At 57.0% G+C, this 25,776-nt stretch carries 20 protein-coding genes; 11 read left to right on the top strand and 9 right to left on the bottom strand.

Translation table 11 applies throughout. The annotated features are described in order from the left end of the window. The first annotated feature begins 5 nt into the window (after positions 1-5). Positions 6-1,097 (top strand): ABC transporter ATP-binding protein, encoded by a 1,092-nt coding sequence (locus CTZ24_RS01945; RefSeq protein ID WP_208724653.1) that lies wholly within the window; start codon positions 6-8, stop codon positions 1,095-1,097. A 378-nt stretch (positions 1,098-1,475) separates the two neighbouring features. Here CTZ24_RS01945 and CTZ24_RS01940 read toward each other — a convergent pair whose 3' ends face one another. Both CTZ24_RS01940 and CTZ24_RS01935 read right to left on the bottom strand, forming a co-directional pair. Next, positions 1,476-2,597, bottom strand: coding sequence for an ROK family transcriptional regulator (locus CTZ24_RS01940; RefSeq protein ID WP_021184155.1), 1,122 nt, complete (start codon positions 2,595-2,597; stop codon positions 1,476-1,478). Between the two features lie 28 nt (positions 2,598-2,625). Then, positions 2,626-3,492 carry a glucosamine kinase nucleotide-binding domain-containing protein gene (locus tag CTZ24_RS01935; protein WP_437180275.1) on the bottom strand — a complete coding sequence of 289 codons (867 nt, stop codon included), beginning with the start codon at positions 3,490-3,492 and terminating at the stop codon, positions 2,626-2,628. 281 nt (positions 3,493-3,773) lie between these two features. Between CTZ24_RS01935 and CTZ24_RS01930 the strand changes: the two genes are divergently transcribed. Next, positions 3,774-4,934, top strand: a complete 1,161-nt coding sequence (locus CTZ24_RS01930) for a Gfo/Idh/MocA family protein (RefSeq protein ID WP_208724651.1) — start codon at positions 3,774-3,776, stop codon at positions 4,932-4,934. 69 nt (positions 4,935-5,003) lie between these two features. Here CTZ24_RS01930 and CTZ24_RS01925 read toward each other — a convergent pair whose 3' ends face one another. Continuing rightward, positions 5,004-6,275 (bottom strand): MFS transporter, encoded by a 1,272-nt coding sequence (locus tag CTZ24_RS01925; RefSeq protein WP_208724650.1) that lies wholly within the window; start codon positions 6,273-6,275, stop codon positions 5,004-5,006. Positions 6,276-6,692: 417 nt separating this feature from the next. On the opposite strand from CTZ24_RS01925, the gene CTZ24_RS01920 reads away from it, so the two are divergent. After that, the gene (locus CTZ24_RS01920) at positions 6,693-7,292 is read left to right on the top strand and encodes a hypothetical protein (protein ID WP_208724649.1); all 600 of its coding nucleotides are present in this window, start codon (positions 6,693-6,695) and stop codon (positions 7,290-7,292) included. 284 nt (positions 7,293-7,576) lie between these two features. Beyond that, positions 7,577-9,967 (top strand): glucose/quinate/shikimate family membrane-bound PQQ-dependent dehydrogenase, encoded by a 2,391-nt coding sequence (locus CTZ24_RS01915; RefSeq protein WP_036626384.1) that lies wholly within the window; start codon positions 7,577-7,579, stop codon positions 9,965-9,967. A gap of 109 nt (positions 9,968-10,076) precedes the next feature. Here CTZ24_RS01915 and CTZ24_RS01910 read toward each other — a convergent pair whose 3' ends face one another. The 3 genes from CTZ24_RS01910 to CTZ24_RS01900 form a co-directional block, all read right to left on the bottom strand. Then, entirely contained in the window at positions 10,077-11,285 is a 1,209-nt protein-coding gene (locus CTZ24_RS01910) for an MFS transporter (protein WP_208724648.1), read from the bottom strand. A gap of 111 nt (positions 11,286-11,396) precedes the next feature. After that, positions 11,397-12,293, bottom strand: coding sequence for a LysR family transcriptional regulator (locus CTZ24_RS01905; protein ID WP_208724647.1), 897 nt, complete (start codon positions 12,291-12,293; stop codon positions 11,397-11,399). Positions 12,294-12,399: 106 nt separating this feature from the next. Further along, on the bottom strand, positions 12,400-12,768 hold the full coding sequence (locus tag CTZ24_RS01900; RefSeq protein WP_013507554.1) for a helix-turn-helix domain-containing protein: 369 nt from the start codon (positions 12,766-12,768) through the stop codon (positions 12,400-12,402). A gap of 163 nt (positions 12,769-12,931) precedes the next feature. Between CTZ24_RS01900 and CTZ24_RS01895 the strand changes: the two genes are divergently transcribed. The 3 genes from CTZ24_RS01895 (at position 12,932) to CTZ24_RS01885 (ending at position 16,267) form a co-directional block, all read left to right on the top strand. Continuing rightward, positions 12,932-13,591 carry a response regulator gene (locus CTZ24_RS01895; RefSeq protein ID WP_021184146.1) on the top strand — a complete coding sequence of 220 codons (660 nt, stop codon included), beginning with the start codon at positions 12,932-12,934 and terminating at the stop codon, positions 13,589-13,591. Further along, positions 13,588-14,943 carry a sensor histidine kinase gene (locus tag CTZ24_RS01890; protein WP_208724646.1) on the top strand — a complete coding sequence of 452 codons (1,356 nt, stop codon included), beginning with the start codon at positions 13,588-13,590 and terminating at the stop codon, positions 14,941-14,943. Before CTZ24_RS01895 ends, CTZ24_RS01890 begins: the two co-directional genes overlap by 4 nt. A 457-nt stretch (positions 14,944-15,400) precedes the next feature. Next, the gene (locus CTZ24_RS01885; RefSeq protein WP_208724645.1) at positions 15,401-16,267 is read left to right on the top strand and encodes a nucleoside-specific channel-forming protein Tsx; all 867 of its coding nucleotides are present in this window, start codon (positions 15,401-15,403) and stop codon (positions 16,265-16,267) included. A 109-nt stretch (positions 16,268-16,376) separates the two neighbouring features. Here CTZ24_RS01885 and yjdN read toward each other — a convergent pair whose 3' ends face one another. Both yjdN and CTZ24_RS01875 read right to left on the bottom strand, forming a co-directional pair. After that, entirely contained in the window at positions 16,377-16,802 is a 426-nt protein-coding gene (gene yjdN, locus CTZ24_RS01880; protein ID WP_021184142.1) for a VOC family metalloprotein YjdN, read from the bottom strand. Between the two features lie 78 nt (positions 16,803-16,880). Then, positions 16,881-17,783: a LysR family transcriptional regulator gene (locus CTZ24_RS01875; RefSeq protein ID WP_013507549.1), complete on the bottom strand. Its 903-nt coding sequence runs from the start codon at positions 17,781-17,783 to the stop codon at positions 16,881-16,883. A gap of 116 nt (positions 17,784-17,899) precedes the next feature. Between CTZ24_RS01875 and CTZ24_RS01870 the strand changes: the two genes are divergently transcribed. The 4 genes from CTZ24_RS01870 (at position 17,900) to CTZ24_RS01855 (ending at position 23,877) form a co-directional block, all read left to right on the top strand. Then, entirely contained in the window at positions 17,900-19,213 is a 1,314-nt protein-coding gene (locus tag CTZ24_RS01870; RefSeq protein ID WP_208724644.1) for an amidohydrolase, read from the top strand. After that, positions 19,210-20,655, top strand: coding sequence for a M20 family metallopeptidase (locus CTZ24_RS01865; protein ID WP_208724643.1), 1,446 nt, complete (start codon positions 19,210-19,212; stop codon positions 20,653-20,655). The genes CTZ24_RS01870 and CTZ24_RS01865 overlap by 4 nt, the downstream gene beginning before the upstream one ends. Positions 20,656-20,747: 92 nt before the next feature. Beyond that, positions 20,748-22,268 (top strand): p-aminobenzoyl-glutamate transporter, encoded by a 1,521-nt coding sequence (gene abgT / locus CTZ24_RS01860; RefSeq protein WP_208724642.1) that lies wholly within the window; start codon positions 20,748-20,750, stop codon positions 22,266-22,268. A 199-nt stretch (positions 22,269-22,467) separates the two neighbouring features. Next, positions 22,468-23,877 carry an MFS transporter gene (locus CTZ24_RS01855; protein ID WP_021184138.1) on the top strand — a complete coding sequence of 470 codons (1,410 nt, stop codon included), beginning with the start codon at positions 22,468-22,470 and terminating at the stop codon, positions 23,875-23,877. Between the two features lie 571 nt (positions 23,878-24,448). Here CTZ24_RS01855 and CTZ24_RS01850 read toward each other — a convergent pair. Next, positions 24,449-25,768 (bottom strand): c-type cytochrome, encoded by a 1,320-nt coding sequence (locus CTZ24_RS01850; RefSeq protein WP_021184136.1) that lies wholly within the window; start codon positions 25,766-25,768, stop codon positions 24,449-24,451. Between the last annotated feature and the right edge of the window lie 8 nt (positions 25,769-25,776).

Raw genomic sequence — 25,776 nt, 5'->3', positions numbered from 1 at the left:
ACAGCATGACCAGCCTGCATCTGCAAAGCGTTAAGAAATCCTATGAGAACGTGAACGTGATTCACGGTATCGATCTCACCATCAACAGCGGCGAGTTTGTGGTGTTTGTTGGCCCTTCCGGCTGCGGTAAATCGACGCTGTTACGCATGATTGCCGGGCTGGAGGAGATCAGCGACGGCAAGTTGCTGATTGAGGGGGCGGATATGACGCACCAACCCGCCACCGAGCGTGGTATTGCGATGGTGTTTCAGTCCTACGCGCTCTACCCGAATATGACGGTACGCGGCAACCTCGCTTATCCGCTGGAGGTGATGAAACGCCCGAAAGCGGAGATTGAACAGGCGATACGCCAGACCGCCGGGCGTCTGCATTTAACGGAATTGCTGGATCGGCTTCCGCGTGCTCTGTCCGGCGGGCAGCGTCAACGCGTGGCGATAGGCCGCGCCATTATTCGCCATCCGCGCATTTTCCTGTTTGATGAACCGCTGTCGAACCTCGATGCCGAATTGCGTTTGCAGATGCGTATTGAGATCGCCCGCCTGCACGCTTCACTCGGCAATACCATGATTTACGTTACCCATGACCAGTTAGAAGCGATGACGCTGGCTGACCGTATCGTGGTGCTGCGTAAGGGGCAGATTGAGCAGGTTGGCGCACCCCTGGAGTTGTACCGCGACCCGGATAACCTGTTTGTCGCCGGGTTTATCGGCTCACCGAAAATGAACTTCTTGCCAGCCGAAGTGGCGGCGTTGGCCCCCGGTCAGGTGCAACTACGCGTGCCATCGCTGGGGATTCAGGCGTTAACCCTGAAGCTGGCGGCGACCTGCCACGAAGGGCAGAAAGTGACGCTGGGGGTGCGGCCTGAGCATTTTCAGCTCGCCCCGGATGCCAACGCGCCGCTGAGTTTTAGTGCACCGCTGTCGTTCAGCGAGATGCTGGGACATACCAATTATCTTTATCTGGATGTCGGGCAGGAGCGTCTGCTGGTGATTGAGGAGCGCCATGCGACTCATCATGAGATTGGCGAACTGATGCGTTATCAATTGGATGCGGGGAGTTGTTTGTTGTTTGATGAGCAGGGGATGCGGTTGCGGTGAGGAGGTTTCGGCTGCCGGGCCAGCAGCGGTCTGGCACCGGGAAGATTCCGCCCGCCGGGCATCAGGTAGTTTCAGCACCGCCGTGCTGGCGGACGGGTTAAGGCCCGAAGGCGCGGGCCTTAACAATCCGCGCTCGGCGCTGCGGATGCCGCCCACCCCACCGCCTGAAAGCCAGGTGCTTTCTTCATTGCGCGATAAATGGCAGCACGTTACCCGTAGCGGCGCGATAAATCGCGCAAAAAAGAGGCTGGCGCGAGGCCCGGGATTGCAAAGGGCGCGGCCAGGCGCCCTTTGCTCGGTCACCGCACCGGCGAGCTGAAACTGCATCAGCCTGTGGCGAACGAAATCACCCCGATGCCAATGCAAGCAAAACCCGTTTTAAGACGCGATCTCTTCATCCGCCTGCGCGGCCAGCAAATCCAGCAACTTATTCACCGCAAAACCCGCCGCGCCTTGCGCCCACATCCGATTAGACTCGGTCAGGAACTGCAACGGCGTCATATGCGGCGTCAATTTCAGGCGATAGTTCTGGAAGCTTTGGGTGATATGGTCCAGCAGGATACGCGACGCCATCTGCGGCTCCATCGCCAGATAAACCACATCCGGGTCGTAGGCAATTGACAGGTTCGCCAGTGACATCCCCAACTGATGCCCGGCTTCCGCCAGCGCACTCAGCACCTCCGGAGTCGGACGCATATCGAGGTCACGCAACGCCTGCGGCACCTCATCTTTCAACGTGGCAGCCACCCGTTGCAGGATCGCCTGCGATGAGGCGACATCCTCCAACAGGCGTTCGGAGCCGTCGCCCAGCAGGGCATTGCCAATCTCCCCCGCTTTGCCGTGGCGGCCCCGATATAGCTGGCGATCGAGCAGAATCCCTGCGCCAATGCCTTTGCCAAAGGTGGCGATAATCGCCGACTGAGCATGGCCGAGCTGACCAAAAACCAGCGCCGCCATCGCCAGCGCATTGGCGTCGTTTTCGATAAATACCGGCAGCGAAAAACGCTCTTCCAGCAGGCGAGCAATCGGCACGTTGTCCCAGTCCAGCACGCGGGAGCGCACGCAGTATCCGTTGCTGGCATCCACCAATCCGGAAAGCGCCAGGCCAATCGCCCCCACTTTCTTGCCCTCGACGCCACGCAAGAACTTCGCCAGCGCATCGCCCAGTTGCTTGGGCGTCATCGCACCGGAAGGCATCTGCTGCTCGCCAATAATGTTGCCACCAAGGTCGGTCAGCACGATCAAATTGCGTTCGGCGTTGAGCTGGATACCCACCACGCTGGCGTGGTCAGGATTAAGACCGAGCAGGGTTTTTGGACGCCCCATCGAAACGCGTCGCAACCCCAGCTCCTGCACAATGCCCCGCGTCAGCAGGCGATTGGTGGCCTGCGAAACCGTTGACATACTCAAGCCGCTGCGCACTTTCAGATCGGACTGGCTGATCGGCGCATTTTCGACAATCAGCCGCAGAATTCGGGCGGTTACGTTCGGAGCGATCATGGTTCTCTTTATCAGCAGAATGAAAAGGTTATGCGGGTTGGCTCAGGCTAAACTGCGTGGCAAGCCGGATCGCGCCACTCAGCGCATCCCCCTGCGGCGGCACCAGCAACGCGGCGATCTCCGCCGGAAGCCAGGGCTGAATCGGGGCGGCTAAGCCTCCCATCAGCGCCAGATTACCATGACTACGCGCCAGCAGCGGCTGCACCATCTGCGCGATATCCGCTGCGGTTTGCTGAATCAACGTCGTGCCATGCACATCTCCCGCCTGCGCGGCAGCGAAAACGTCCGGCACCACCCGGCCCCAGTCAGCCGGAGTGGCATGACGTGACCAGATTAGCATCTGTTCCGGGCTGTCGTGATAATGCGCCATGATGCGTTGCGTCAGCGCAGAAGGTGGCACAATGCCTTCGTGTGCCAACAGCGCCAGCCTGAGTGCGCGCTGGCCCAGCACCGCGCCCGATCCGGCATCGGACAGGGCAAAACCCCAGCCGCCGAGCAGCGTAAATTGCGTGCCATCCCAGGCTGCCCCCTGGCTACCGGTGCCGGTGATAAACACCGCACCCGGCGCGCCATGATGCGCACCGGCACAGGCGATTTCGACATCGGTGAAGAGATAGCGTGCCTGACAAACCGGCTGCCAGCTCTCCAGCCGGGCTTTCACCGAGGCAACATTGGCCCCCGCCAGCCCCGCCACCAGCACCGTTTGCGCCCGCGCCGTCGCCGGTAAGGCCGCCTGGGTGAAGAGATCGTCAATCACCCGATCAATCGCATCAATGGCCGCCTCAAACTGCGACCAGACGTTAGCAGGCCCACCGCGCGCTTCCGCCAGCAGCTGTCCCTGAGCGTCGGTGAGACGTCCACGACAGTGCGTACCACCACCATCAATACCCAGCATCAGTGACTGCACGCGCTTCCTCCTGCTTTGCCCCGCACGGAATGACTCTATATAGATGTGCGAAAGATAGGGTAAAAAAACTTAAATCGCAATAACAAATAAATATGGAAGCCACAACACCAAATAAAAATGATTAAAATCATACAAATAATAAAAACACGCATTTCTTTTACCAGGATATCCATTGACATTAGTTTTTCTGCCGTAATAAGTTAGCGGTCATATTATCAGCAGCCTGATGGGTCGGGCGGCTAACAGGCAACGGGCTTCAGGGGTACAACATGAAAGTGGGCATTATTGGTCTTGGCTTTCGTCTTTCCCATGTGGTGAAAGAGTTCAGCAAAGCCGATACAGAGTTCTCCGTCGTGGGTTATGTCGATCCGGCTCCGGCGGGTTTACCTAATCTTCACACCTTCGGCATCGATCCCGGCAAAGCATTCGACAGCATCGACGCCCTGCTGAGTCATGGCGGCTTTGATCTGCTGCTGGTCGGTTCACCGAACTTTATGCATCTTGAGCATATCCGTCAGGGACTCGCCGCGGGTTATACCGTCTTCACTGAGAAGCCGGTGGTGATCAATGAAGAACAGACTATGGCGATGGCGCAGCTGGTGCAGCAATACGGGCATGAACGCATTCTGGTCGGCCTGGTGCTGCGTTACTCGCCGCTGTACCACGATCTGCTTTCAGCGCGTGATGACAACCGTCTCGGAGAAATCACCTCCATCGAAGCCACCGAACATATCAAGCCGTACCACGGTGCCTTCTTCCAGCGTGACTGGCGTCGTCTGGAAAAATACGCCGGTCCCTACATTCTGGAAAAATGCTGCCACGATATCGATCTGTATCAGGGATTGATGGGTGAACGTCCAGTGCGCGTCGCCAGCTTTGGTGGCCGTAAATCCTTTACCCCGCAACACGCGCCGCAAGGTGCCGTGACGGCAGATTCCGAGTTGTATCACGTCAAGCCGAGCGGCTGGTCAAGCACCGATGCGGTGTTCGACAGCGACGCCGATATCGTTGACTACCAGACAGCGCTGATTGAATACGCCGGTGGCGCTACCCTCGCCTTCCACGCCAACCTTAACGTGCCGGATGAGTTCCGTCGTTTCTGCGTCATGGGCACCGATGGCATGGCTGAGGGCGACTTTGTACGTAACTACTTCCGTGTGCACAACGCCCGAACTGGCGAACGTGAAGTGGATACCGTCTACAGCGGCAACGCTTACGATGGCCACTATGGCGCTGATGCCCTGATGGCCGAAGAAATCGTGAAACACATTAAACAGGGAACGCCGCTGAAGGTCACGGTGGTGGACGCGCTGGAAGCGGGACTCACCGCGATAAAAATCGACGAAGCGCGAAAATCGAAAACCGTGGTGGATATGACAGAAAGCTGGAAAAAATTTGATGCCAGCCTGGGGAAAACAGCGGCCGTCTGACGGCCACTGCTCGCGATCCCAGCCCCCTGATCGCGAGCTTTGTCATGGCAGTTCGGACTGGCAATACCCTTAACCGGCCTGTTGGCCGGTTTTTGTTGCCTGCGGCACCACCGGATCGTTCTCCAGCCGCTGACGTTTCCGCAGATGCGGGAAAAGGGTCATCCAGAGCGCCACCACCACCAGCGTACCAATACCGCCGAGCGCCGCAGCTGGCACTGCACCCAGCCACGCCGCCAGCATCCCGGACTCAAATTCACCCAGCTGGTTGGAGGTATTAATAAAGATGGCGTTCACCGCGTTGACGCGCCCCCGCATATCGTCCGGGGTATCCAACTGAACCAACGCGCCGCGAATCACCATGCTGACCATATCAAACGCCCCAAGCGCGGCCAGCGCCAGTAGCGACAGCCACAACTGGCTGGAAAGCGCAAAGATAAGCGTCGCCACTCCAAAACCGGCCACCGCGCCAAACATGATCATCCCGACGTGCTTTTCCAGTTTGTGACGACTGAGCCATACACCGACCACCAGCGCCCCGACTGACGGCGCGCCACGTAACATCCCCAACCCCCAGGGTCCGGTGTGCAGAATGTCTTTGGCGAAAATAGGCAGCAGCGCGGTCGCCCCGCCTAGCAGCACCGCAAACAGATCGAGTGAAATCACCCCAAGCACATCTTTGCGTTCACGGATGAAATGCACACCGGCAAACAGGTTGGTGAGGTTCATCGGCAGGCGCGTTTGCGGCGGGCGTTCATAGCGGATACGGCTGACCAGCAGCAGTGAGAACAAATAAAACAACGCCGAAACACCGTACACCACATCCGGTCCGGCTACGTACAGCAACCCACCGAGCGTAGGCCCAATGATCACCGCGGCCTGTCCACCGACCGCGTTAGCCGCCGTTGCGCGAGCCAGAATCTGTGGCGGCACCAGCGCGGGCAGCATCGAGGATAATGCCGGCCACTCCAGCGCCTTGGCGACGGCAATCAGAAATACCAGGCTCCAGATAGCGGTTTTATCTGCCCAGTTGAATAACGTCAGCGCCACTAACGCCAGCAGCGCTCCCCACTCGACCAGTTGTCCCAGCAGCACAATTCGCCGCCGGTCGAACTGATCGGCCAGATGTCCGGCTGGTAACGCCAACAGCACCGATGGCAGAAACTGCATCAGGCCGATCATCCCCAACGCCATCGCGCTGTTGGTCAGCGAGTAGATTTGCCAGCTGACGGCAACGGAAAACATCTGAAAACCAAATGAGGAACAGGTGCGCGCCAGCCAGAAAGCAACAAACGACCTGTGCCGCAGCAGCGAGCCATCCGCTGCTGATGTCAGAGAACCCATATTTATCCCATCCTGAATTGCAGTTCCGGCCAGTGTCGTTGCACAAGCCTTATGAAAAAACCTCGCTGAGGTTTTCCTTATCTTTTTCAGGCGACAGAGTGCGGGATTTTGGCGGCTCAGGCAACGGCAAGGCGTGCTCTTTAAAAACAGTTGGTTATATAAAAAAAATCCAAGCATAGAGCTCTGAATATTAGCAGGCTTATTTTTTATTGAGGAAATAGCGTAAACCACCAGAGAAGGGCAATAAGACGTTAATTAATGTATTAATAATACCTAATATCTCTTTAGCAGAGACAGATAAAAAAGGTGATCTTCACAAAGGAAACGTTTTATATTAGAAAACTGTTCACAGCAGCAGTCGCACCATTTTTATTATAAATAAACCCTTCCAGTTAATTAATATATTTATAGAGATAAATGGAAAACAGTTCATACAACCCTTATGTTACTGAGCGTATCCGCCGCTTCGATGGCAGGATAACCGGCGCTTGCTATTCATCACCCCTTATAAATTCTGGGCAGAATAGTCATGCATCACTTAACGATCGCAACATAGTTTCCTTACATAACCAATTTTTTGATGAAACAGCGTTAATAATTACCCCATTACAGGGAAATAGGCTTACGGATTTATTACAGACACCAGAAAATTATTCCTGCCTGCGATCAGACAATGTCCGACTGGCCATTAACTATGAGGCGTTGCAGCAGAATGGTCCCGCCCTAAAGTCCCTGGCACAGGATTTTAGTTTCTGGCTCTACGATGTAGCGACACCGGGAACCCAGTGGCGAAATATTGAGGAATTTCCCTTCAGCGGCATTGTGCTGACCCATGTTTTTTTCAACGAAAATTATCTCAAGTTCAGCTTTCCCTTTCTCCTCTCTGCCTTCCGGGAAAGAGAAGCAGAGGTGATATTACGCACCCCGACTTTAACACTGACGGATGAGTGCTATGCTCGATTACATATCAGTGGCTGGCAGGAACAACGCACCAGCAGCGATTTATTTGAAGTGTAAACGGTTACACAAAATAGCGCGCTCAGCAAAAACAGCCCGATCAATTCGGGCATGTTACCGGTAATACCCTTATAAAATGTTGTGTCATTCCCCATTCTGAAGTCCAAAGCGCTGAAAAAGATCAAACCTGTTAACGTTTTTAAGATAAAATTTAACGCAAAGGGATCATCAGGCGTCACGGAAGCGTTCCGGAGTGGACATTTACATCACCTCGTACCTTATATCGGGATTCGGCGCAACGCGTTGTTTCCTTTAGTCTTATGGCGAAAAAAGAGGTCAACATTATGGGGAAAAATTCCTCATCTTTTGGCGTAATTCGTTTCCTGACAGTGCTGTTCGCACTGCTGACAGGGGCGTTTATGCTGATTGGCGGCGCGTGGTTAGCCGCCATTGGAGGTTCCTGGTACTACGTAATTGGCGGTGTGGTTATGTTAATCACCGCTATTCTGCTGTGGCGTCGTAGCGGTTCAGCATTGGTGTTGTACGCCTTGCTGCTGCTGGCTACGTTGGTGTGGGGCGTATGGGAAGTCGGTTTCGACTTCTGGGCGCTGGCACCGCGTACTGACGTGCTGGTGATTTTTGGCGTCTGGCTGGTGTTGCCGTTTGTGTATCGCAAACTCAACAACGCCGGAAAAGGTGCGCTGGGCATTATGGGCATCGCCCTGGTTGCCAGTGCGCTGGTGCTGGCGTGGGCAGTATTCCACGATCCGCAAGAGCTGAATGGCACTCTGCCAGCCACCGAAGCCAATGCCCCGCAGGCACAACCGCTGAGCAACATCGCCGATGGCGACTGGCCTGCTTACGCGCGTGACCAGCAAGGCACCCGCTTCTCACCGCTGAAGCAGATCAACGCAGATAACGTGAAAAATCTGCAAGTTGCCTGGCAGTTCCAGACGGGTGACCTGAAGACGCCAAACGATCCGGGTGAAATCACTGATGAAGTGACCCCGATTAAAATCCGCGACACCCTGTATCTCTGCTCACCGCACCAAATCCTGTTTGCACTGGATGCGAAAACCGGTAAGCAGAAGTGGAAATTTGATCCAGGCTTGAAGCCGAACCCGACCTTCCAGCACGTAACCTGTCGTGGCGTTTCTTACCACGAAGTTCCGGCCGCTGCTGATGCGTCTGGCACCCAGCCTGCGCTGTGCTCACGCCGCATTTACCTGCCGGTAAACGATGGTCGTCTGTTCGCGCTGGATGCGGAAACCGGTGAGCGTTGTGCTGCTTTCGGCAACAACGGCGAGCTGGATCTGCAACACAAACAGCCGGTGCTGACCCCAGGCCAGTATGAGCCGACTTCACCACCGATCATCACCGATACCACCATTGTGATTGCCGGTGCGGTGACGGATAACTACTCAACCCGTGAGCCGTCTGGTGCCATCCGTGGCTTTGACGTCAATACCGGTAAACTGCTGTGGGTGTTCGATCCGGGCGCGAAAGATCCGAACGCGATTCCTGATGATGAACATACCTTCACCATGAACTCGCCTAACTCCTGGGCGCCGGCGGTGTACGATCCGAAACTGGATATCGTTTACCTGCCGATGGGCGTGTCTACCCCGGATATCTGGGGCGGTAACCGCACACCAGAACAGGAGCGCTATGCGAGCAGCGTACTGGCGCTGAACGCCACCACCGGTAAGCTGGTGTGGTCGTATCAGACCGTGCATCACGATCTGTGGGATATGGACCTGCCGTCACAGCCGACGCTGGCCGATATCACTGACAAAGATGGCAACACCGTACCGGTGATTTATGCTCCGGCGAAAACCGGTAACATCTTTGTGCTGGATCGTCGCACCGGTAAGCCAGTTGTTCCGGCACCGGAAACCCCGGTTCCGCAGGGCGCAGCGAAAGGTGACCACGTTTCTCCGACTCAGCCTTATTCAGAACTGACCTTCCGTCCGAAGCAGAATCTGACTGATAAGGATATGTGGGGCGCGACCATGTACGACCAGCTGGTGTGCCGCGTGATCTTCAAGCGTCTGCGCTATGACGGTCCGTTCACCCCACCGTCTGAGCAGGGTACGCTGGTGTTCCCGGGTAACCTCGGTATGTTCGAATGGGGCGGCATTGCGGTCGATCCGCATCGCCAGATCGCTATCGCTAACCCGATGGCCCTGCCGTTCGTCTCCAAACTGATTCCGCGCGGTCCGGGCAACCCGATCGAGCCGCCGAAAGGCGCGGAAGGGGGTTCTGGCACCGAAACCGGTATCCAGCCGCAGTACGGCGTGCCGTATGGCGTGGAGCTGAACGCGTTCCTGTCACCGTTTGGTCTGCCGTGTAAACAACCGGCGTGGGGCTATGTCTCTGCCGTTGACCTGAAAACCAACGAAACCGTGTGGAAAAAACGCATTGGTACGGTTCGTGATAGCGCGCCGGTTCCGCTGCCGTTCAAGATGGGTATGCCGATGCTCGGCGGCCCGATCACCACAGCCGGTAACGTATTCTTCATCGGTGCGACCGCAGATAACTACCTGCGTGCCTTCAGCACCAACACCGGTGAAATGCTGTGGCAGGCACGTTTGCCAGCAGGCGGCCAGGCAACGCCGATGACCTACGAAATGGATGGCAAGCAGTATGTTGTCATCGCTGCCGGTGGTCACGGTTCGTTTGGCACCAAGCTGGGCGATTATGTGATTGCCTACGCACTGCCGGACAATAAATAGCGTAAATAAAACAGGCGGACTCAGTCCGCCTGTTTTATGCATTCAAAACCGTAGCGGCGCGATTTATCGCGCAGTTTTAAAGGCGCGCGATAAATCGCGCCGCTACGCATCAATGCTTCCGCAGCACCCGCGCATTCAACACCGCACACAACGCCATAATCACGCAGGTTGCCAGAAACACTGGCCGCATGCCGAAAGCCCCGCCGACAAAGCCGCCAAACAACGGGCCGCTCACCTGACCGACATACTGCGCCGACGTTGAGTATCCCAGCATTTTCCCCACCTGGGTTTGCGGCACATTGTGGCGAATCAACGCCGTGACGCACGGCATCAGCCCACCCAAGGCCATCCCCATCAGAAAACGCAGCACCACCAGTTGCCAGGCTGCGGTAATAAACGCCTGAGGAATCAGCAGCAACGCGCATGCAATCAAACCATAAATCAGTACCCGGCCATGACCGATACGGTCGGCCAGCCGTCCGAGACGTGGTGCAGAAAGAATGCTGCCGAGTGCAGCGGCTGCCATCACCAGGCCGGCGGTGACGGTAATCGCGTGGTCGCCGCTGACAAACTGCCCGACATACAGCGTGATAATCGGTTCAATCGACATATTGGCGAAAATCAATAACATGCCGGATAACCACATCAAACGTACCACCGGCAGGTTCACCGCTTTCTCATCGGCGCTGCTGCTCTGCACCGCCTTTTTCGCCTGACGCGGCGCTTCTTTCAGCAAAAAAGTGGTGGCGAGAAAAGCGAGAAAAATCACCGCACCGGTCAGCCAAAAGGTATGACGAATGCCGATCAACGGCGGCAGCACGCCGCCCAGTAACGGCCCCACCACATTACCCGCCATAATACCGGACGACAGCATACCCAGCGCCCAGCCGGTCTGCTCTTTCGGCGTTTGTGCCGCCACCAGGATGGTGGAGCCGGATGCGTAGCCGCCGAGCAAACCAGCCAGCAGACGCAACGCCACCAGTTGCCAGGGCGCGGTTGCCATACCAATCAATGACATGGCAATCGCCATCCCCAGGCTGGCGCGGATCAGCATCAGTTTGCGACCATAGCGATCCGCCAGCTTGCCCCACAGCGGCGCAGTCAGCGCAGCGCTGAGGAAGGTAGCGCCATAGGCCGCCCCCGACCAGCGTGCAATCGCTGCCGGTTCCTGCACCCCGAGTTGCTGTACATACAACGGCAAAAACGGCAGCAGAAGCGTCATCGCCACGATGGTGCTGAAGGAACCGAGTACGCAGACGAACAAATTTCGCCGCCAGTGTTGCTGTTCAGGCGCTAACGCCGTTGGAGGTTGCTGCATGATGATATCCCTGTTTTAAGCTGACATTCAGGCTAACAGCGGTATCGTGTCGATAACAGAGCAACCGGGATATTTGCCACGCAGCGCGCTATTGTTGCCAAAATGCAACAATCAGTTCTCACCCAATGCGGTGATCAGCGCATCGCACAATAACGTCACTGGCGAGGAGGGTTCTGGCTGCGTTTTCAGCAGCAGATAACTGTGCAGGCGATCCATTTGCCACTCCGGCAGCACCTGCACGATATCCCCCTGCGCCAACGCTTCACGCGTCATATAAGCCGGTAGATAGGCAATACCGGTGCCTGCCAGCGCCGCATTCAGCAATGCCATGCTGTTATTGGCACGGAAGCGACTACGAACATCCAACGCCAGCCGCTGCTTATCACGGCGAAACGGTAGCGCAGCGGTGTGGGCTGGGCCGTGGAACAGCAACAAATCGTGGCGCGTGAGCTTTTCGGGATGATCGATAACCGGATGCGCGGCCAGATAATCAGGCGCGGCGTACAAGCCCCAGTCAATGGTGCTCAATTCGCGATAATCAGGGGTTTCTGGTGCGCGCGCGCGAATGACGATCGCCACATCCGCGAGGTTCGAAAGGTCTTCACTGACACGATCGGTCAGTTCAAGATCAACATTGATATGGATATGGCGACGAATAAAGCGGTTTAACGTCGGCACCACGCACTGGCAGCCAAAGGTCACCGGTGCCTGCAAACGCACGTTGCCGGTCGGCAGTTGATGCACCTGTTGGACAAAGGCATCAGCGCGATGCATCTCATCCATCAGGCGGATGCAAAAGGGATAATAGGCCTGGCCAAGTTCCGTCAATGCCACTTTACGCGTGGTGCGCTGCAATAATTTGATGCCGAGGCGTACTTCCAGCCGGGCAATTTCACGGCTGACATAGGATTTTGATACGCCGAGGGTGCGGGCTGCTTCGCTAAAACTTTGCCGTTCAACCACGCGCGCAAACAGCATCATGGCGGTGAGATTGTCGCTGTTGTCCATTGTCCATAACCGGCAGAGTAAGGGAGAACAGCAGCTTAAAAGGATTAGTGCGGAATAGCACCTGATTTCCCGCGCCCACATGGCAACGGGAAATCAGGTTGGCGACTCAACTGGCCACCGCCAGCGGAAATAACAGACGATCCGGTTCGACACGGCGCTGACGACGCAGCTGACCCGGTGTGACGCGGAAGTAGTTTTTAAAGGTGCGGGTGTAAGCCTGCTGCGTGTCGAAGCCGTAGCTCATCGCCACTTGCAGGATCGCCTCATCACTGTTCAGTAACGTCAACGCCGATTCGGTCAACCGACGCTGGCGAATGTACTCAGCCAGTGAAAATCCGGTGTGCTGACGAAACAGACGTTGCAGATGCCAGCGGGAATACCCGGAACGGCGTGCGACTTCATCCAGATGCAAATCGTGTCCTAAGTTGTCTTCTATCCAGTCCAGCAAACTGCGGATAAATTGACTCTGATTCATGGCTCCTCCTGATACGACGTGATGTCCAGTGAAGCCACTTTAGCGCGTTAAATTTATCCCTTAATTAGCGGAAAATTAGCGCAGAATTAGCAAGGGGAAAACGGGTGTAATTCTGCGCTAATTTTCCAGCGCTACACTTTGTTCATACATTTGGGAGGGCATCATGCGTGTGCTGCTGGTTGAAGATGATGAAATGATTGGCGCGAACTTGCAGCAGGCGCTGGAGGCCGCTGGCTGGTCGGTGGACTGGGTACGGGATGGCGTGTTTGCCACCAATGCCTGGACTGAAGGCGGCTACAGCTGCGTGTTACTCGACCTGGGCTTACCGCGGGAAGATGGCATCCATGTCCTACGCCGCGCCCGTACCCGTGGCGATATGACGCCGGTGCTGGTGCTGACCGCGCGTGATACCGTGGCCCAGCGTGTTCAGGGACTCGACAGCGGTGCCGATGATTACCTGCTAAAACCCTTTGATTTACAAGAGGTCCTGGCGCGAATGCGAGCGATTACCCGACGTCGTCACGGTGCGGCGGATTCCCTGTTAGGCAGCGGCGACGTGCAGCTCGATATGATGACGCGTGAAGTGCTGTATAAAGGGCAGCGTGAGCAACTTACCGCGCGTGAATACGCCCTGCTTTATGCGCTGCTGGAGCGTCCGGGCGCCATTCTTTCACGCGAACAACTGGAAAACCGCATCTACGGCTGGGGCGAAGAAGTCACCAGCAATGCGGTTGATGTCTTAATTCATGGCATGCGCCGCAAGCTGGATAACGAAGTGATTCGCAACGTGCGCGGCCTGGGGTGGCGAGTCCCTGCAATATGAAACCCTTCACGTTTATGCGTTCCCTGCGTAATAAATTGCTGACTACCCTGTTGCTGATGCATCTGGCGATGATCGGTGGTGTCACCTCCTATTTTTACAGCTGCTACGGCGACATGATCGGCACTATGAAGGACGATCAGCTGGCAAAAATCGCCGATGCCTGGGCCAGCAGCAAACGCATTCCTGCCCTGATGCCGCTGATGCTCAACGCCGATAAACTCAAAAGCGCCTATGTGGTGCAATTGTGGGATGACAATCAGCAGCTGCGCGCCAGTTCCTGGCCGGAGTTGAATGCGCCATTGCAAAATAAAAAAGGCTGGAGTGACGTTAAGATCGGAGATTGTGAAGACTGCGACTGGCGTGTCTTCAATCGCCCCGGCGAACCCGGCAGTGAAATCGCTGCCATTCAGGTGCTCTACAACATCGGCTATATGAAAAGCGTGATGGTGAAGCGCGCACTGTCAGCCATTATTCCGTTGATTTTAATGATGCCGCTCTCGCTGCTGGTGATCTGGCTGGTGGTGCGCGCCATTACGCGCGACTTACGCGTGGCCTCGCGCCAGATTGCCGCCCAGGAGATGTTGCATCCCGACAGCGTCCCCCCGGATGGCTTACCGGACGAAATCCTGCCGCTGGTTGCCGCCTATAACTCGCTACTGGATAAACTGCGTGCTGCCTGGTCGTCACAGCGCCAGTTCCTCGAAGATGCCGCCCACGAACTGCGCACGCCGGTCACCGCCGTGACGTTGCAGCTGGAGAACCTACGCCAGCATATTCAACCGGGCGAGGCCAGCCGTCAGTTTGATCAACTGGAAGCGGGCGTGACCCGTACCCGCCATCTGGTGACACAGCTGCTGAACATCTCGCGCCAGGAAGATCAGTCGGTGGTCGCCACGGTAGAAAATATTGAGCTGGAAGACCTGCTGAAGGAGAGTATCGAGCAGCTGATGGTGGTGGCCGATAAGCGCGGGATTGATATCGGTTTTAACGGCACTGCCCACTACCGCATCCAGGCCAGTCGTTCCGATTTACGCAGCCTGTTTGACAACCTGATCGGTAATGCCATGCTGCACACCCCCGAAGGCAGCCTGGTGGATGTGCTGCTGCATCGCGTCGGCAATCACACCGTGGTGGATATTGTTGATAACGGGCCGGGTATGCCGGAAGGCTTTATCGAACGCGCGTTTGACCGCTTCACTCGCTCGCCTGATGTGCAGGCCCAGGGTAGCGGCCTTGGGCTGTCGATTGTTCGCAGCGTGGCGCAAAAACACCGTATGCAGGTGGCACTGTCGAACTGCCTCAATCCGCAGGGTCAGATTTGCGGTTTGCAGGTGCGAGTTACCCTCCCTTAATAGCTGTCTCTCATCCGTAACGGCGCTGTTTATTCCTGCTCCTCATCCGTAGCGGCGCGATTTATCGCGCTGTTTTTTTGTGCTGTGCCCCTCCACGCAAAAAGATGCGCGATAAATCGCGCCGCTACAGGCAAAAAGACGCGCGATAAATCGCTCCGCTACATCCGATTCCCCCATAAGCATTTTGCAACGCGTCGCGACAACGTAAACGGTTGCGGGGTTCCGTTCGATCCATGACATTTATGTGACATAACTCACATTTTTGGTGAATGGAATTGCAACACTTTTTGACAAACGTGATCAAAATCTATTTTCTATCGGACTGATACAGGCACCCTACGCGAGCTTTAAAAACCGGCAGCTCAGACCGGCTTAAAACAATTCACCGCCCACCCCTGGGATCGACTGACACCGATCGCGCATTTTTGCGACGATCACGAGCATGTGGTTAACGATAATGAAATATAAAGCATTGATAGCAGGGGCCTTACTGGCCAGCAGCTGGACCGGCGCGACCCAAGCAGCAGACAGCAACCCGCAATACCTTTCCGACTGGTGGCATCAGAGCGTCAACGTGGTGGGCAGTTATCACACCCGTTTCGGACCACAGTTTAATAACGACGTGTATCTGGAATACGAAGCCTTTGCCAAAAAGGACTGGTTTGATTTCTACGGCTACGCCGACCTGACCAACTTCTTCGGTGTGGGCAACAGCAACGCTAACGGTATTTTCGACCACGGTTCGCCGCTGTTCATGGAAATTGAGCCGCGTTTCTCCATCGATAAGCTGACCGGTACCAGCCTGGCGTTTGGTCCGTTTAAAGAGTGGTACTTCGCCAACAACTACATCTACGACATGGGCCGCAACGCGTCGCAGCGCCAGAACACCTGGTATATGGGTCTGGGCACCGATATCGACACCCATTCCGATGTGGGCCTGTCGCTGAACGTGTACGCGAAATACCAGTGGCAGAACTACGGTGCCGCCAACGAAAACAGCTGGGATGGCTATCGCTTCAAGGTGAAATACTTTGTGCCGATTACCGACCTGTGGGGCGGTAAGCTGAGCTATATCGGCTTCACCAACTTCGACTGGGGTTCCGATCTGCGTGACGAAACCGGTCCATCACGTACCAGCAACTCGATTGCATCCAGCCACATTCTGTCGCTGAACTACGACCACTGGCATGTTTCTACCGTGGCGCGTTATTTCCACAACGGTGGACAGTGGGCTGATGGCCAGGAGCTGAACTTCGGCAATGGTCCGTTTGAAGTGAAATCAACCGGCTGGGGTTACTACCTGGTTGTGGGTTATAACTTCTAACTTAGCTAACGCCACCTTCATCCGTAGCGGCACGATTTATCGCGCAATGTTTTCCGGCACAGCGCCGAATTGCGCGATAAATCGCGCCGCTACGGGGTAACATCGGTGACTAAATTCTTGGTTTATAAGCATTCACCATCCACGGCACACCGAACTTATCGGTGAACATGCCAAAACCATTCGCCCAGAACGTCGGCTCCCAGCTTTTTGTCACCTGCCCGCCGGCAGACAACGCATCAAACCAACGCTTGCCCTGCACTTCATCTGGCGTGGAGAGACTCACTGCAAAGCCGTTGTAGTGCGCCTCACGATTCCCGTCACTCAACATAATTTCGCCCTGCCCGATGCGCAGGTGCGCGTGCATGATATGTTCCGGTGGAAAGGTCATCCCGGAGGGACAACCTTCTGTGGATTCCGTCTCCGGCATATCGCCAAAGGTCATTTTAAACAGCAACTCGCCGTCAGTCGCCTCAAGGTAGAATGCGATGGCCTCTTCGCAGCGGCCGTCATAAAACAAATAAGGGGTAATTTGCATGGTCGGTTCTCCAGAGTGAACGCCCGATGCCAAGTGTAGTGGCTGCCAGCCAAACAGGACGCGAGCCGGGCCGCACTCTTACCTTTGTTGACAATAGCGCCGGAACAGCTGCGCCATATAGGCGCTCATCGGCGTCAACGCCGTGTCCTTACGCTGAATCAGATAAAAGTTTGCCTTGGGTAACGGATCATCCAGCTCCAGCGCCACCAGCTGGCCGCCGTGGGTTGGGTCTTCAATCACATCTCGCGAGATAATGCTGACGAAATCGGTCTTTGCCACCAGGCTGGTACAGGCCATAAAGGTTTCGCAAGTGACGACGATTTTTGGTGCCATGCCGCGCTCGCCAAACATATCGTGCAGCAGCCGATAATAGCTGCCCTGCGGCGTCGGCATGGTCCAGTCACAATGCTGCAACTCCGCCAGCGAGCGTGCATGAGCCATCGGATGACCTTTACGCACCACCACCTGATAATCTCGCTCCATCAGTCGTTCGTAGGTCAGTTCCTGATCGAGATGGCTTTGGTCGTAAGTGTTGATGGTGAAATCCAGCTCCCCCTGGCGCAGCTCATGTACCATCGCCACCAGTTGGCCTTCGACGATACGCACCTTTACCAGCGGATATTCGCGGTGAAAATGATTGATCACCTGCGGCATCACGGTACGCGCGATGCTGCCGCCGACGCCAATATTCACCCTGCCGCCCGCCAGCCCCAGTCGCTGCTGAATATCTTCCTGCGCGACGCGCAGTTCTTCCAGTACCAGGCTGGCATGCCGAAAAAAGTTATCACCAATATCGGTCAGGGTAACGCCCTGATGGCGTCGTTCAAATAAACGCGCGCCGAGTACCAATTCCAGTTCCTGGATCGACTTAGTCAGCGCAGGCTGCGATACGCCTGACAGACGGCTGGCAGCGCGGATGCTGCCCTGGCGGGCCACATCAACAAAGGCGCGGAGCTGATGCAATTTTAAGTTAGCAGGCATAGTTACTCGGTGATAACCGTTGTTTATCAGGAACAAGATATTCGCATCTTATGCGCGCCAATACCATTGTGTAGATTCGGGACAATGCATAAAAAACCAACATAAAGGATATGCCGATGAAAACCCTTTCCGACCGCGTCAGCGCCCTGGTACCACAAATGCAAAGCTGGCGACGCGACCTGCATCAGTTTGCTGAGTCGGGCTGGCTGGAATTTCGTACCGCCACCCTGGTTGCCGAGGAGCTGCATCGTCTTGGTTATCAACTGCAACTGGGCCGTGAAGTGGTGGATGCCGATGCGCGTATGGGGTTGCCTTCAGCCGCAGTACTGGCGGCACAGGAAGCGCGCGCCCTGGAGCAGGGGGCGCTACCGCAGTGGCTCCGCCATTTCTCCGGCGGCTTCTGTGGCATAGTTGCCACCCTGGCAACCGGTCGCCCTGGCCCGGTGATGGGCTTCCGCGTCGATATGGACGCGCTCGACCTCAATGAAAGCACCGCCGCCGATCACCTGCCGCAGCGCGAAGGCTTTGCCTCCTGCAATGCAGGCATGATGCACGCCTGCGGTCATGACGGTCATACCACCATCGGCCTTGGCCTCGCCAACGTGTTGATGGCGATGAAAGACCAACTGAGCGGCACCATCAAACTGATTTTCCAGCCCGCCGAAGAGGGCGTACGCGGCGCGAAAGCCATGGTGGCAGCGGGTGTAGTGGATGATGTGGATCTGTTTACCGCCATCCATCTCGGCACCGGCGTGCCTGCCGGCGAAATCGTTTGCGGCAGCGACAGCTTCCTCGCCACCACCAAACTCGATGTGCAATTCACCGGGGTGGGAGCCCATGCGGGTGGTCGCCCGGAAGAGGGACGCAACGCCCTGCTGGCCGCTGCGCAGGCCACGCTGGCGCTGCACAACCTGCCGCAACACAGCGGCGGCGTAGCGCGTGTTAACGTCGGCGTGTTACAGGCTGGGACCGGCCGCAACGTGGTAGCCGACACTGCGCTGATGAAGGTTGAGACGCGCGGCGTCAGTAACCAGGTGAACGACGATATTTATCAGCAGGCGCTGCGTGTGATTGCCGGTGCCGCAGCGATGTACGGCGTTGAATCCGACGTCAAACTGATGGGCGGCGCACGTAGCTGCACCCCAAGCCAGCCGTGGGTCGCGTTTATCCACCAGCAGGCAGAAGCGCTGGGGCTGTTCGACTCGGTCATCGACACCAAAAAGCAGGCCGCCGGTTCCGAAGATGCCACCTATATGCTGGAGCGCGTGCAGCAGCGCGGCGGTCAGGCATCCTACGTGATTTTCGGTTGCGAGCTGGCGGCAGGCCACCACAACGCGAAGTTCGATTTCGATGAAGGCATCATGGCGGTGGCGGTACAAACCCTCGCCACGCTGGCACTGAATGGGGCACAGTTCGGAGTCCAGTCATGAGCCATCCTGACTTTATCGATCACTACATCAATCAACATCAGGCGCGCTTCAGCGCCATCAGCGACGCCATCTGGGATGTGCCAGAAACCCGTTTTGAAGAGACGCAATCCTCGGCGTTACTGGCCGATGCACTGGAGCAGGAAGGCTTCAGCGTCGAGCGCGGCGTGGGGGGTATCGAAACGGCGTTTATCGCCAGCATCGGCAGCGGTAAACCGGTGATCGCCATTCTGGGTGAGTTCGATGCCCTGGCCGGTCTGAGCCAGAAAGCGGCCTGCGCTGAGCCGCAGCCGCTGGTGGAGAACGGCAACGGCCACGGTTGCGGTCACAACCTGCTGGGCACGGCGGGGATGGCGGCCGCCTTCGCCATCAAGGCCTGGTGGGCAGAGCACGGCCAGCGCGGCACGCTGCGTTTTTACGGTTGCCCCGGCGAAGAAGGCGGTTCCGGCAAAACCTATATGGTGCGCGAAGGGTTGTTTGACGATGTTGATGCGGCAGTGACCTGGCACCCGGAAGGTTTCAGCGGCATGTTTAACCTCAGCACCCTTGCCAATATCCAGGCGGCGTTCCACTTCAAAGGGGTGGCAGCGCACGCGGCCAACTCGCCACATCTGGGGCGCAGCGCCCTCGACGCCGTCACGCTGATGAATACCGGCGCGAACTTTCTGCGTGAACATATCGTGCAGGAAGCGCGCGTCCATTATGCCGTCACCAACACCGGCGGCGTCTCTCCCAACGTGGTACAGGCTGATGCCGAAGTGTTGTACCTGATTCGCGCGCCGCAACTCGACCAGGCTCAGGATATTTATCAGCGGGTGATCAATATCGCCAAAGGCGCAGCGCTGATGACCGACACACAAATGACGGTGCGCTTCGATAAAGCCTGCTCCAACTACGTTCCCAACCGCGCGCTGGAAGCGGTGATGGAGGGTTATCTGCATCAGTTTGGCCTGCCGGATTACAACGACGAAGAGCGGGCCTTTGCGACGCAGATCCGCGCCACCTTAACCAAAGATGATCTGCGCAACGCCCGACTCAACGCGGCACGCACCGGCGGTGAAGCCGGAGTTGCCTGGAGCGAGGCGCTGGGGGACAAAGTGCTGATGGATGACGTTGCCCCGTATGCAGTAACGCGTGAGCTGCTGTATGGCTCCACCGATGTGGGCGATGTCAGTTGGGTGACACCCACCGCGCAGTGCTTCGCGCCGTGTTTTGCCTTCGGTACGCCGCTGCATACCTGGCAACTGGTGGCGCAGGGTCGCACCGCTATCGCCCACAAAGGTATGTGCCTGGCGGCAAAAGTACTGGCCGCCACGGCGCTGACCCTGTTGACCGATGATGCCGCTCTGGCACGCTGCCGCGACGAGTTTATCCGCGTACGCAGCGAGCAACCCTATCAATGCCCGATTCCGCCAGGGGTAAAACCGTCAAAACTGGCATCCTGATAATAAACCCGCGCCCATGCAGGCGCGGGTGGTCGTACCCAAAACAATAAAATTTTTACGCAAATACAACATAACGAGACGAGGAAATGCCGATGGAAGTCACCACGGAGAATCGCAGCCCAGGGAAGCTGTTTAGCTGGATTGAGCGGGTCGGTAACAAAATACCGAACCCTTTTTTATTGTTCGTCTATTTGATTGTGGTGCTGATGGTCGCGACGGCCATCATCAGCGGTCTGGATCTGGCGGTGAAGAATCCGACCAACGGCGAGCTGGTGCGGGTCAATAACCTGCTGAGTGTGGCCGGGTTGCAGTGGATCCTGCCCAATATCATCAAGAACTTCAGCAGTTTTACCCCGCTGGGTTCGATTCTGGCATTGGTGATTGGTGCCGGTCTGGCAGAAAAGGTCGGTCTGCTGCAATCGCTGATGGTCAAGATGGCGTCACGCGTTAGCCGTCGCTACGCCAGCTATATGGTGCTGTTTATTGCCTTCTTCAGCCACATCTCCTCCGATGCCGCGCTGGTGGTGATGCCGCCGCTCGGCGCGCTGATCTTCCTCGCCGTGGGACGTCATCCGGTAGCGGGTTTGCTGGCGGCGATCGCCGGTGTGGCGTCCGGGTTTACCGCTAACCTGCTGATTGTCACCACCGATGTGCTGCTGTCGGGTATCAGCACCGAGGCCGCCAAAGCGGTGAGCGACACGGTGCACGTCAGCGTGATCGATAACTGGTTCTTTATGGCTTCATCGGTGGTGGTGCTGACCATTGCCGGAGCGGTGCTGACCGACAAGTTTATCGAGCCGCGTCTGCCCGCCTGGAACGGTGGCCACCAGGATCGTCTGCCGCCACTGACCGCACTGGAAAACCGCGGCCTGCGAGCCGCAGGTATCGCCGCGCTGGTGTTTATCGCGCTGATGGCGCTGCTGGTGGTGCCGGAACACGCGCCACTGCGTAACACGAAAACCGGCGGCATTATCCCGTCGCCGTTTATTCAGGGCATTGTGCCGATCATCATCCTGTTCTTCTTTGTGGTGGCGATTGCCTATGGCGCGGTGACCAAACAGATCCGCCGCGCGGATGATATTCCGCAATTGCTGGTTGATCCGATGAAGAGTATGGCGGGCTTTATTGTGATGGTGTTTCCGCTGTCACAGTTCGTCGCCTTCTTCAACTGGAGCAACATGGGTAAGTTTATGGCGATTGGCCTGACGGATATGCTGGAAAGTGCCGGAATCAGCGGCGCACCGGCGTTTCTTGGCCTGATGTTCCTGTCGGCGTTCCTGTGTATGTTTATCGCCAGCGGTTCCGCCATCTGGTCGATTCTCGCCCCGGTGTTTGTGCCGATGTTTATGCTGCTCGGCTTCCACCCGGCCTTTGCGCAGATGATTTTCCGTATCGCTGACTCGGCAGTGCTGCCGCTGGCCCCGATGTCACCGTTCCTGCCGCTGTTCCTGGGTTTCCTCCAGCGCTACCAGAAAGATGCGCAACTTGGCACCTATTATGTGCTGATCTTCCCCTATCCGCTGGTGTTCTTCGCCACCTGGATTGTGTTGCTGGTGGTCTGGTACGCACTCGGTTTACCGATCGGTCCGGGCGTCTATCCCAGCCTGCATTAATCGCATCGCCAGGGACGGCGATCACACTTACGTGATTTGCAACGTACGTTGCTAAAATCTCACCGCCTCACCTCTCGGCAACCTGGGCATAATTGATTATTCTGCTATTCCTTCGCTTGCTAACGGTTAATTATTTTTAAAACCAATCTCCGCCGTTCGCGAGTTTTGCAAACACCGTCATACCGAGGTTCACACAAAAATGACAACAGCCTGCACCACAGGGATGGCTGGCGATTTTATCGCTGCGGATCGCCGCACCTTAGCTGGACGCATTGATGCACTCCCCTCTTCCGCTGGCCTGTGGCGTTTTATTACGCTGCTGGCACTGGGCGGCTTCTTTGAACTCTACGATCTGTTCGAAACCGGCTATATCAGCTCCGGGCTACTGGCGGCGGGCGTGTTCCACACCGGTAGCGCGGGCGTGTTCGGCATTGCCGATCAGGCCGCTTTTGCCTCGGCCACGTTCCTTGGCCTGTTTGTCGGTGCCAGCCTGCTCGCGCCCTACGCAGACCGCTTTGGCCGCCGCCTGACCTTTATGTGTGCACTGGCATGGTACGGTGCATTTTCGCTGCTGATGGCGTTCCAGCAGAGCGCCGAGATGATTATCCTGTGCCGCTTTCTGGTGGGGATTGGCCTCGGCATTGAGCTGGTGACCATCGATACCTATCTTTCCGAGTGGGTGCCGACCCAGCTGCGTAGCCGTGCTTTCGCCTTCTCGTTCTTTATTCAGTTTCTTTCGGTTCCGGCGGTGGCGCTGATGTCGTGGTGGCTGGTGCCGCAAACCATTCTCGGTCTGGAAGGCTGGCGTTGGGTCGTGATTGCTGGCGCGCTCTGCTCGCTGGTGATCTGGTTTATTCGTAAGAACCTGCCGGAATCAGCGCGCTGGCTGGCACAACAGGGACGGCATCAGGAAGCGCATCGCGTCCTGAGTGCAATGGAACAACGCTGCGGCATTGCGCCGGGAGAAGACTTTTCCGACAGCGATGCGGCGGCGCAGCTGCCGAAGAAAGGCCGTTTCAGTGAGATTTGGGCGCCGGCGTATCGTAAGCGCACCCTGATGCTGGTGGTGATGAACTTCTTCCAGGCGATTGGTTTCTTTGGCTTTGGCAACTGGCTGCCAGCGCTGCTGTCCGGCAAAGGGGCCACGGTGACGCACAGCCTGTTGTATGCGTTTTTCATTACCCTGGCGTACCCGCTGGGTTCGCTGATTTGCAGCCGCTACGCCGATAAGCTGGAGAACAAGTGGCAGATTGTTCTGTCGTCGTTGATGACGGTGGTGTTCGGCACCCTGTTCGCCTTTATGACCAACCCGGTGTTGATGATTATCTGTGGCTTCCTGATTACCTACAGCAACGCCTGGCTGACCTTCAGTTACCATGCTTATCAGACTGAGATTTTCCCGACGCACATTCGCGCCCGCGCGGTGGGTTTTTGCTACTCCTTCAGCCGCCTGTCAACCGCGTTCAGTAGCATTCTGATTGGCATGATTCTGCAATATGCCGGAAGCGAAGGGGTGATTGCCTTTATCGTGTTGAGTATGTTGATGGTGATGCTGTCGGTGGGGATTTACGGTCCGAAGACGCGTGGGATTGATTTGGAGAATATTTAAGGGGAGGTTCCGCCCGCCAGGCATTTGGCAGTTTCAGCACCGCCGTGCAGGCGGACGGGTTAAGGCCCGAAGGCGCGGGCCTTAACAATCCGCGCCCTGCGCCGTCCTCGCGCAGCGCATCGCGCTGTCCCCTCGCTTATCACTCAGGCCACCCGGACCGCGCGGATTCGCCATCCCTGGCTCATTGCGCGATAAATCGCGCCGCTACAAATAACCGCACGTAACGTAGCGGCGCGATTTATCGCGCAGACAGCAGTGATGATTTTACCGAGAAGAAAAGGTGTACAGCAGCGGGTGGGGCGCCATCCGGACTCGCTGAGCGAGTGAATGCTGCCAGGATGAGCCGCATGGATGCGGCGAAAGGCGGCGTTGAGCAGGAGCGAATCGCCGCCGGTCCGTCGGCAGTTGTAGCGGCGCGATTTATCGCGCAAAAAGCACCGCGTAGCGGCGAGGGAGGCTGGCGCGAGGCCCGGGATTGCAAAGGGTGCGGCCAGGCACCCTTTGCTCGGTCGCCGCACCGGCGAGCTGCAACTGCCGGTGCCTATGGCGAACGAAATCAGCACCTTCGCTGCTACTGCTGCTCCAGCACCTTAATATCCGCATTACCCTGATGAGCCTGCACCGTCTCATCCTTACGTAACGACGCGACATCCTTCGCCGTCACCGTGGCTTTGGCACCATTCCCCCAACTGCCGCGAATAAAGTTCACCACATCCGCCACCTGTTGGTCGTTGAGACGCCAGCCGAAGGCCGGCATGGTGATCGCCGTTGGCGCACCCTGCACGCCCGGCAGCGTTCCGCCCGTCAGCACGATATGGATCAGCGAAGTGGGATCTTGCGCCAATACCACCGGGTTGCCCCGCAACGCCGGGAAGAAGCGTTGATAGCCGCTACCGTCCGTTTTATGGCAGGCCGCACAGCTGTCGACATACACCGACGCGCCAGGCTGGCTGTCATCCCCTTTCCACAACGCCTGCGCGACGGTGTCATCCTGCTTAAACACCGCCTGGTTGGCATCTTTCGCCCCCAGCGACTTCAGGTAACGGGCAATCGCCGCGATATCCTCATCGCTCAGATATTGCAGGCTGTGCTCAACCACATCGGTCATGCCGCCAAAAGCCGCAGTGTGATCGTTGCGACCATAGCGCAGGAACTGACGCAGATCGTCCTCGCTCCAGCGGCCTAAACCGTCGCGATTGTCACCACGCAGGTTGCTGGCCGTCCAGCCGTCAATCGGTGCGCTGCTGCCGGAGAGATAATCGTGGGCATCATCGTTACTCAGCGCCTTCTCCTGCATGGTGATGCTACGCGGCGTATGGCAGGCACCACAGTGGCCCAACCCTTCCACCAGATAACGCCCACGCGCCAGCTGCGGATCTTCCTGCGCGGCAGGCTGGAACGCTTTCACATCCGGCGCAAACATGCCACGCCAGATAGCCAGTGGCCAACGCATCGACAGTGGCCACGGAATGTCGCTGTCTTTATTGGCCTGCGCGACCGGTGCCACACCGTGCATAAAGTAGGCATAGAGCGCCTGCATATCTTCATCGCTCACCACCGCGTAAGACGGATACGGCATCGCCGGATACAGCGTATCACCGTTTTTCGCCACACCATGACGCACCGCTTTCTGGAAATCGTCATAGCTGTAGTCACCAATCCCGCTGGTTTTATCCGGGGTGATATTGGTGGAGTAAATGGTGCCAATCGGGGTCGCCATCGGCAGACCACCGGCAAAAGGCTGGCCACCTTTCACGCTGTGACAAGCCACGCAGTCACCGGCACGCGCCAGATATTCACCCCGTTTCACCAGGGCATCATTTGCCTGATCATCCGCCAGCGCGGCGAACGACAGCGTGCCCAGCACCAGGGCCAAAATGTTTTTAAACATCAATGAAT

Origin of the sequence: Pantoea phytobeneficialis, assembly GCF_009728735.1 — a bacterium.
In the GTDB taxonomy this organism is placed as follows: Bacteria; Pseudomonadota; Gammaproteobacteria; order Enterobacterales; family Enterobacteriaceae; genus Pantoea; species Pantoea phytobeneficialis.
The sequence above is the reverse complement of the archived record's forward strand: the minus strand, read 5'-3'. Positions and strand labels throughout refer to the sequence as shown.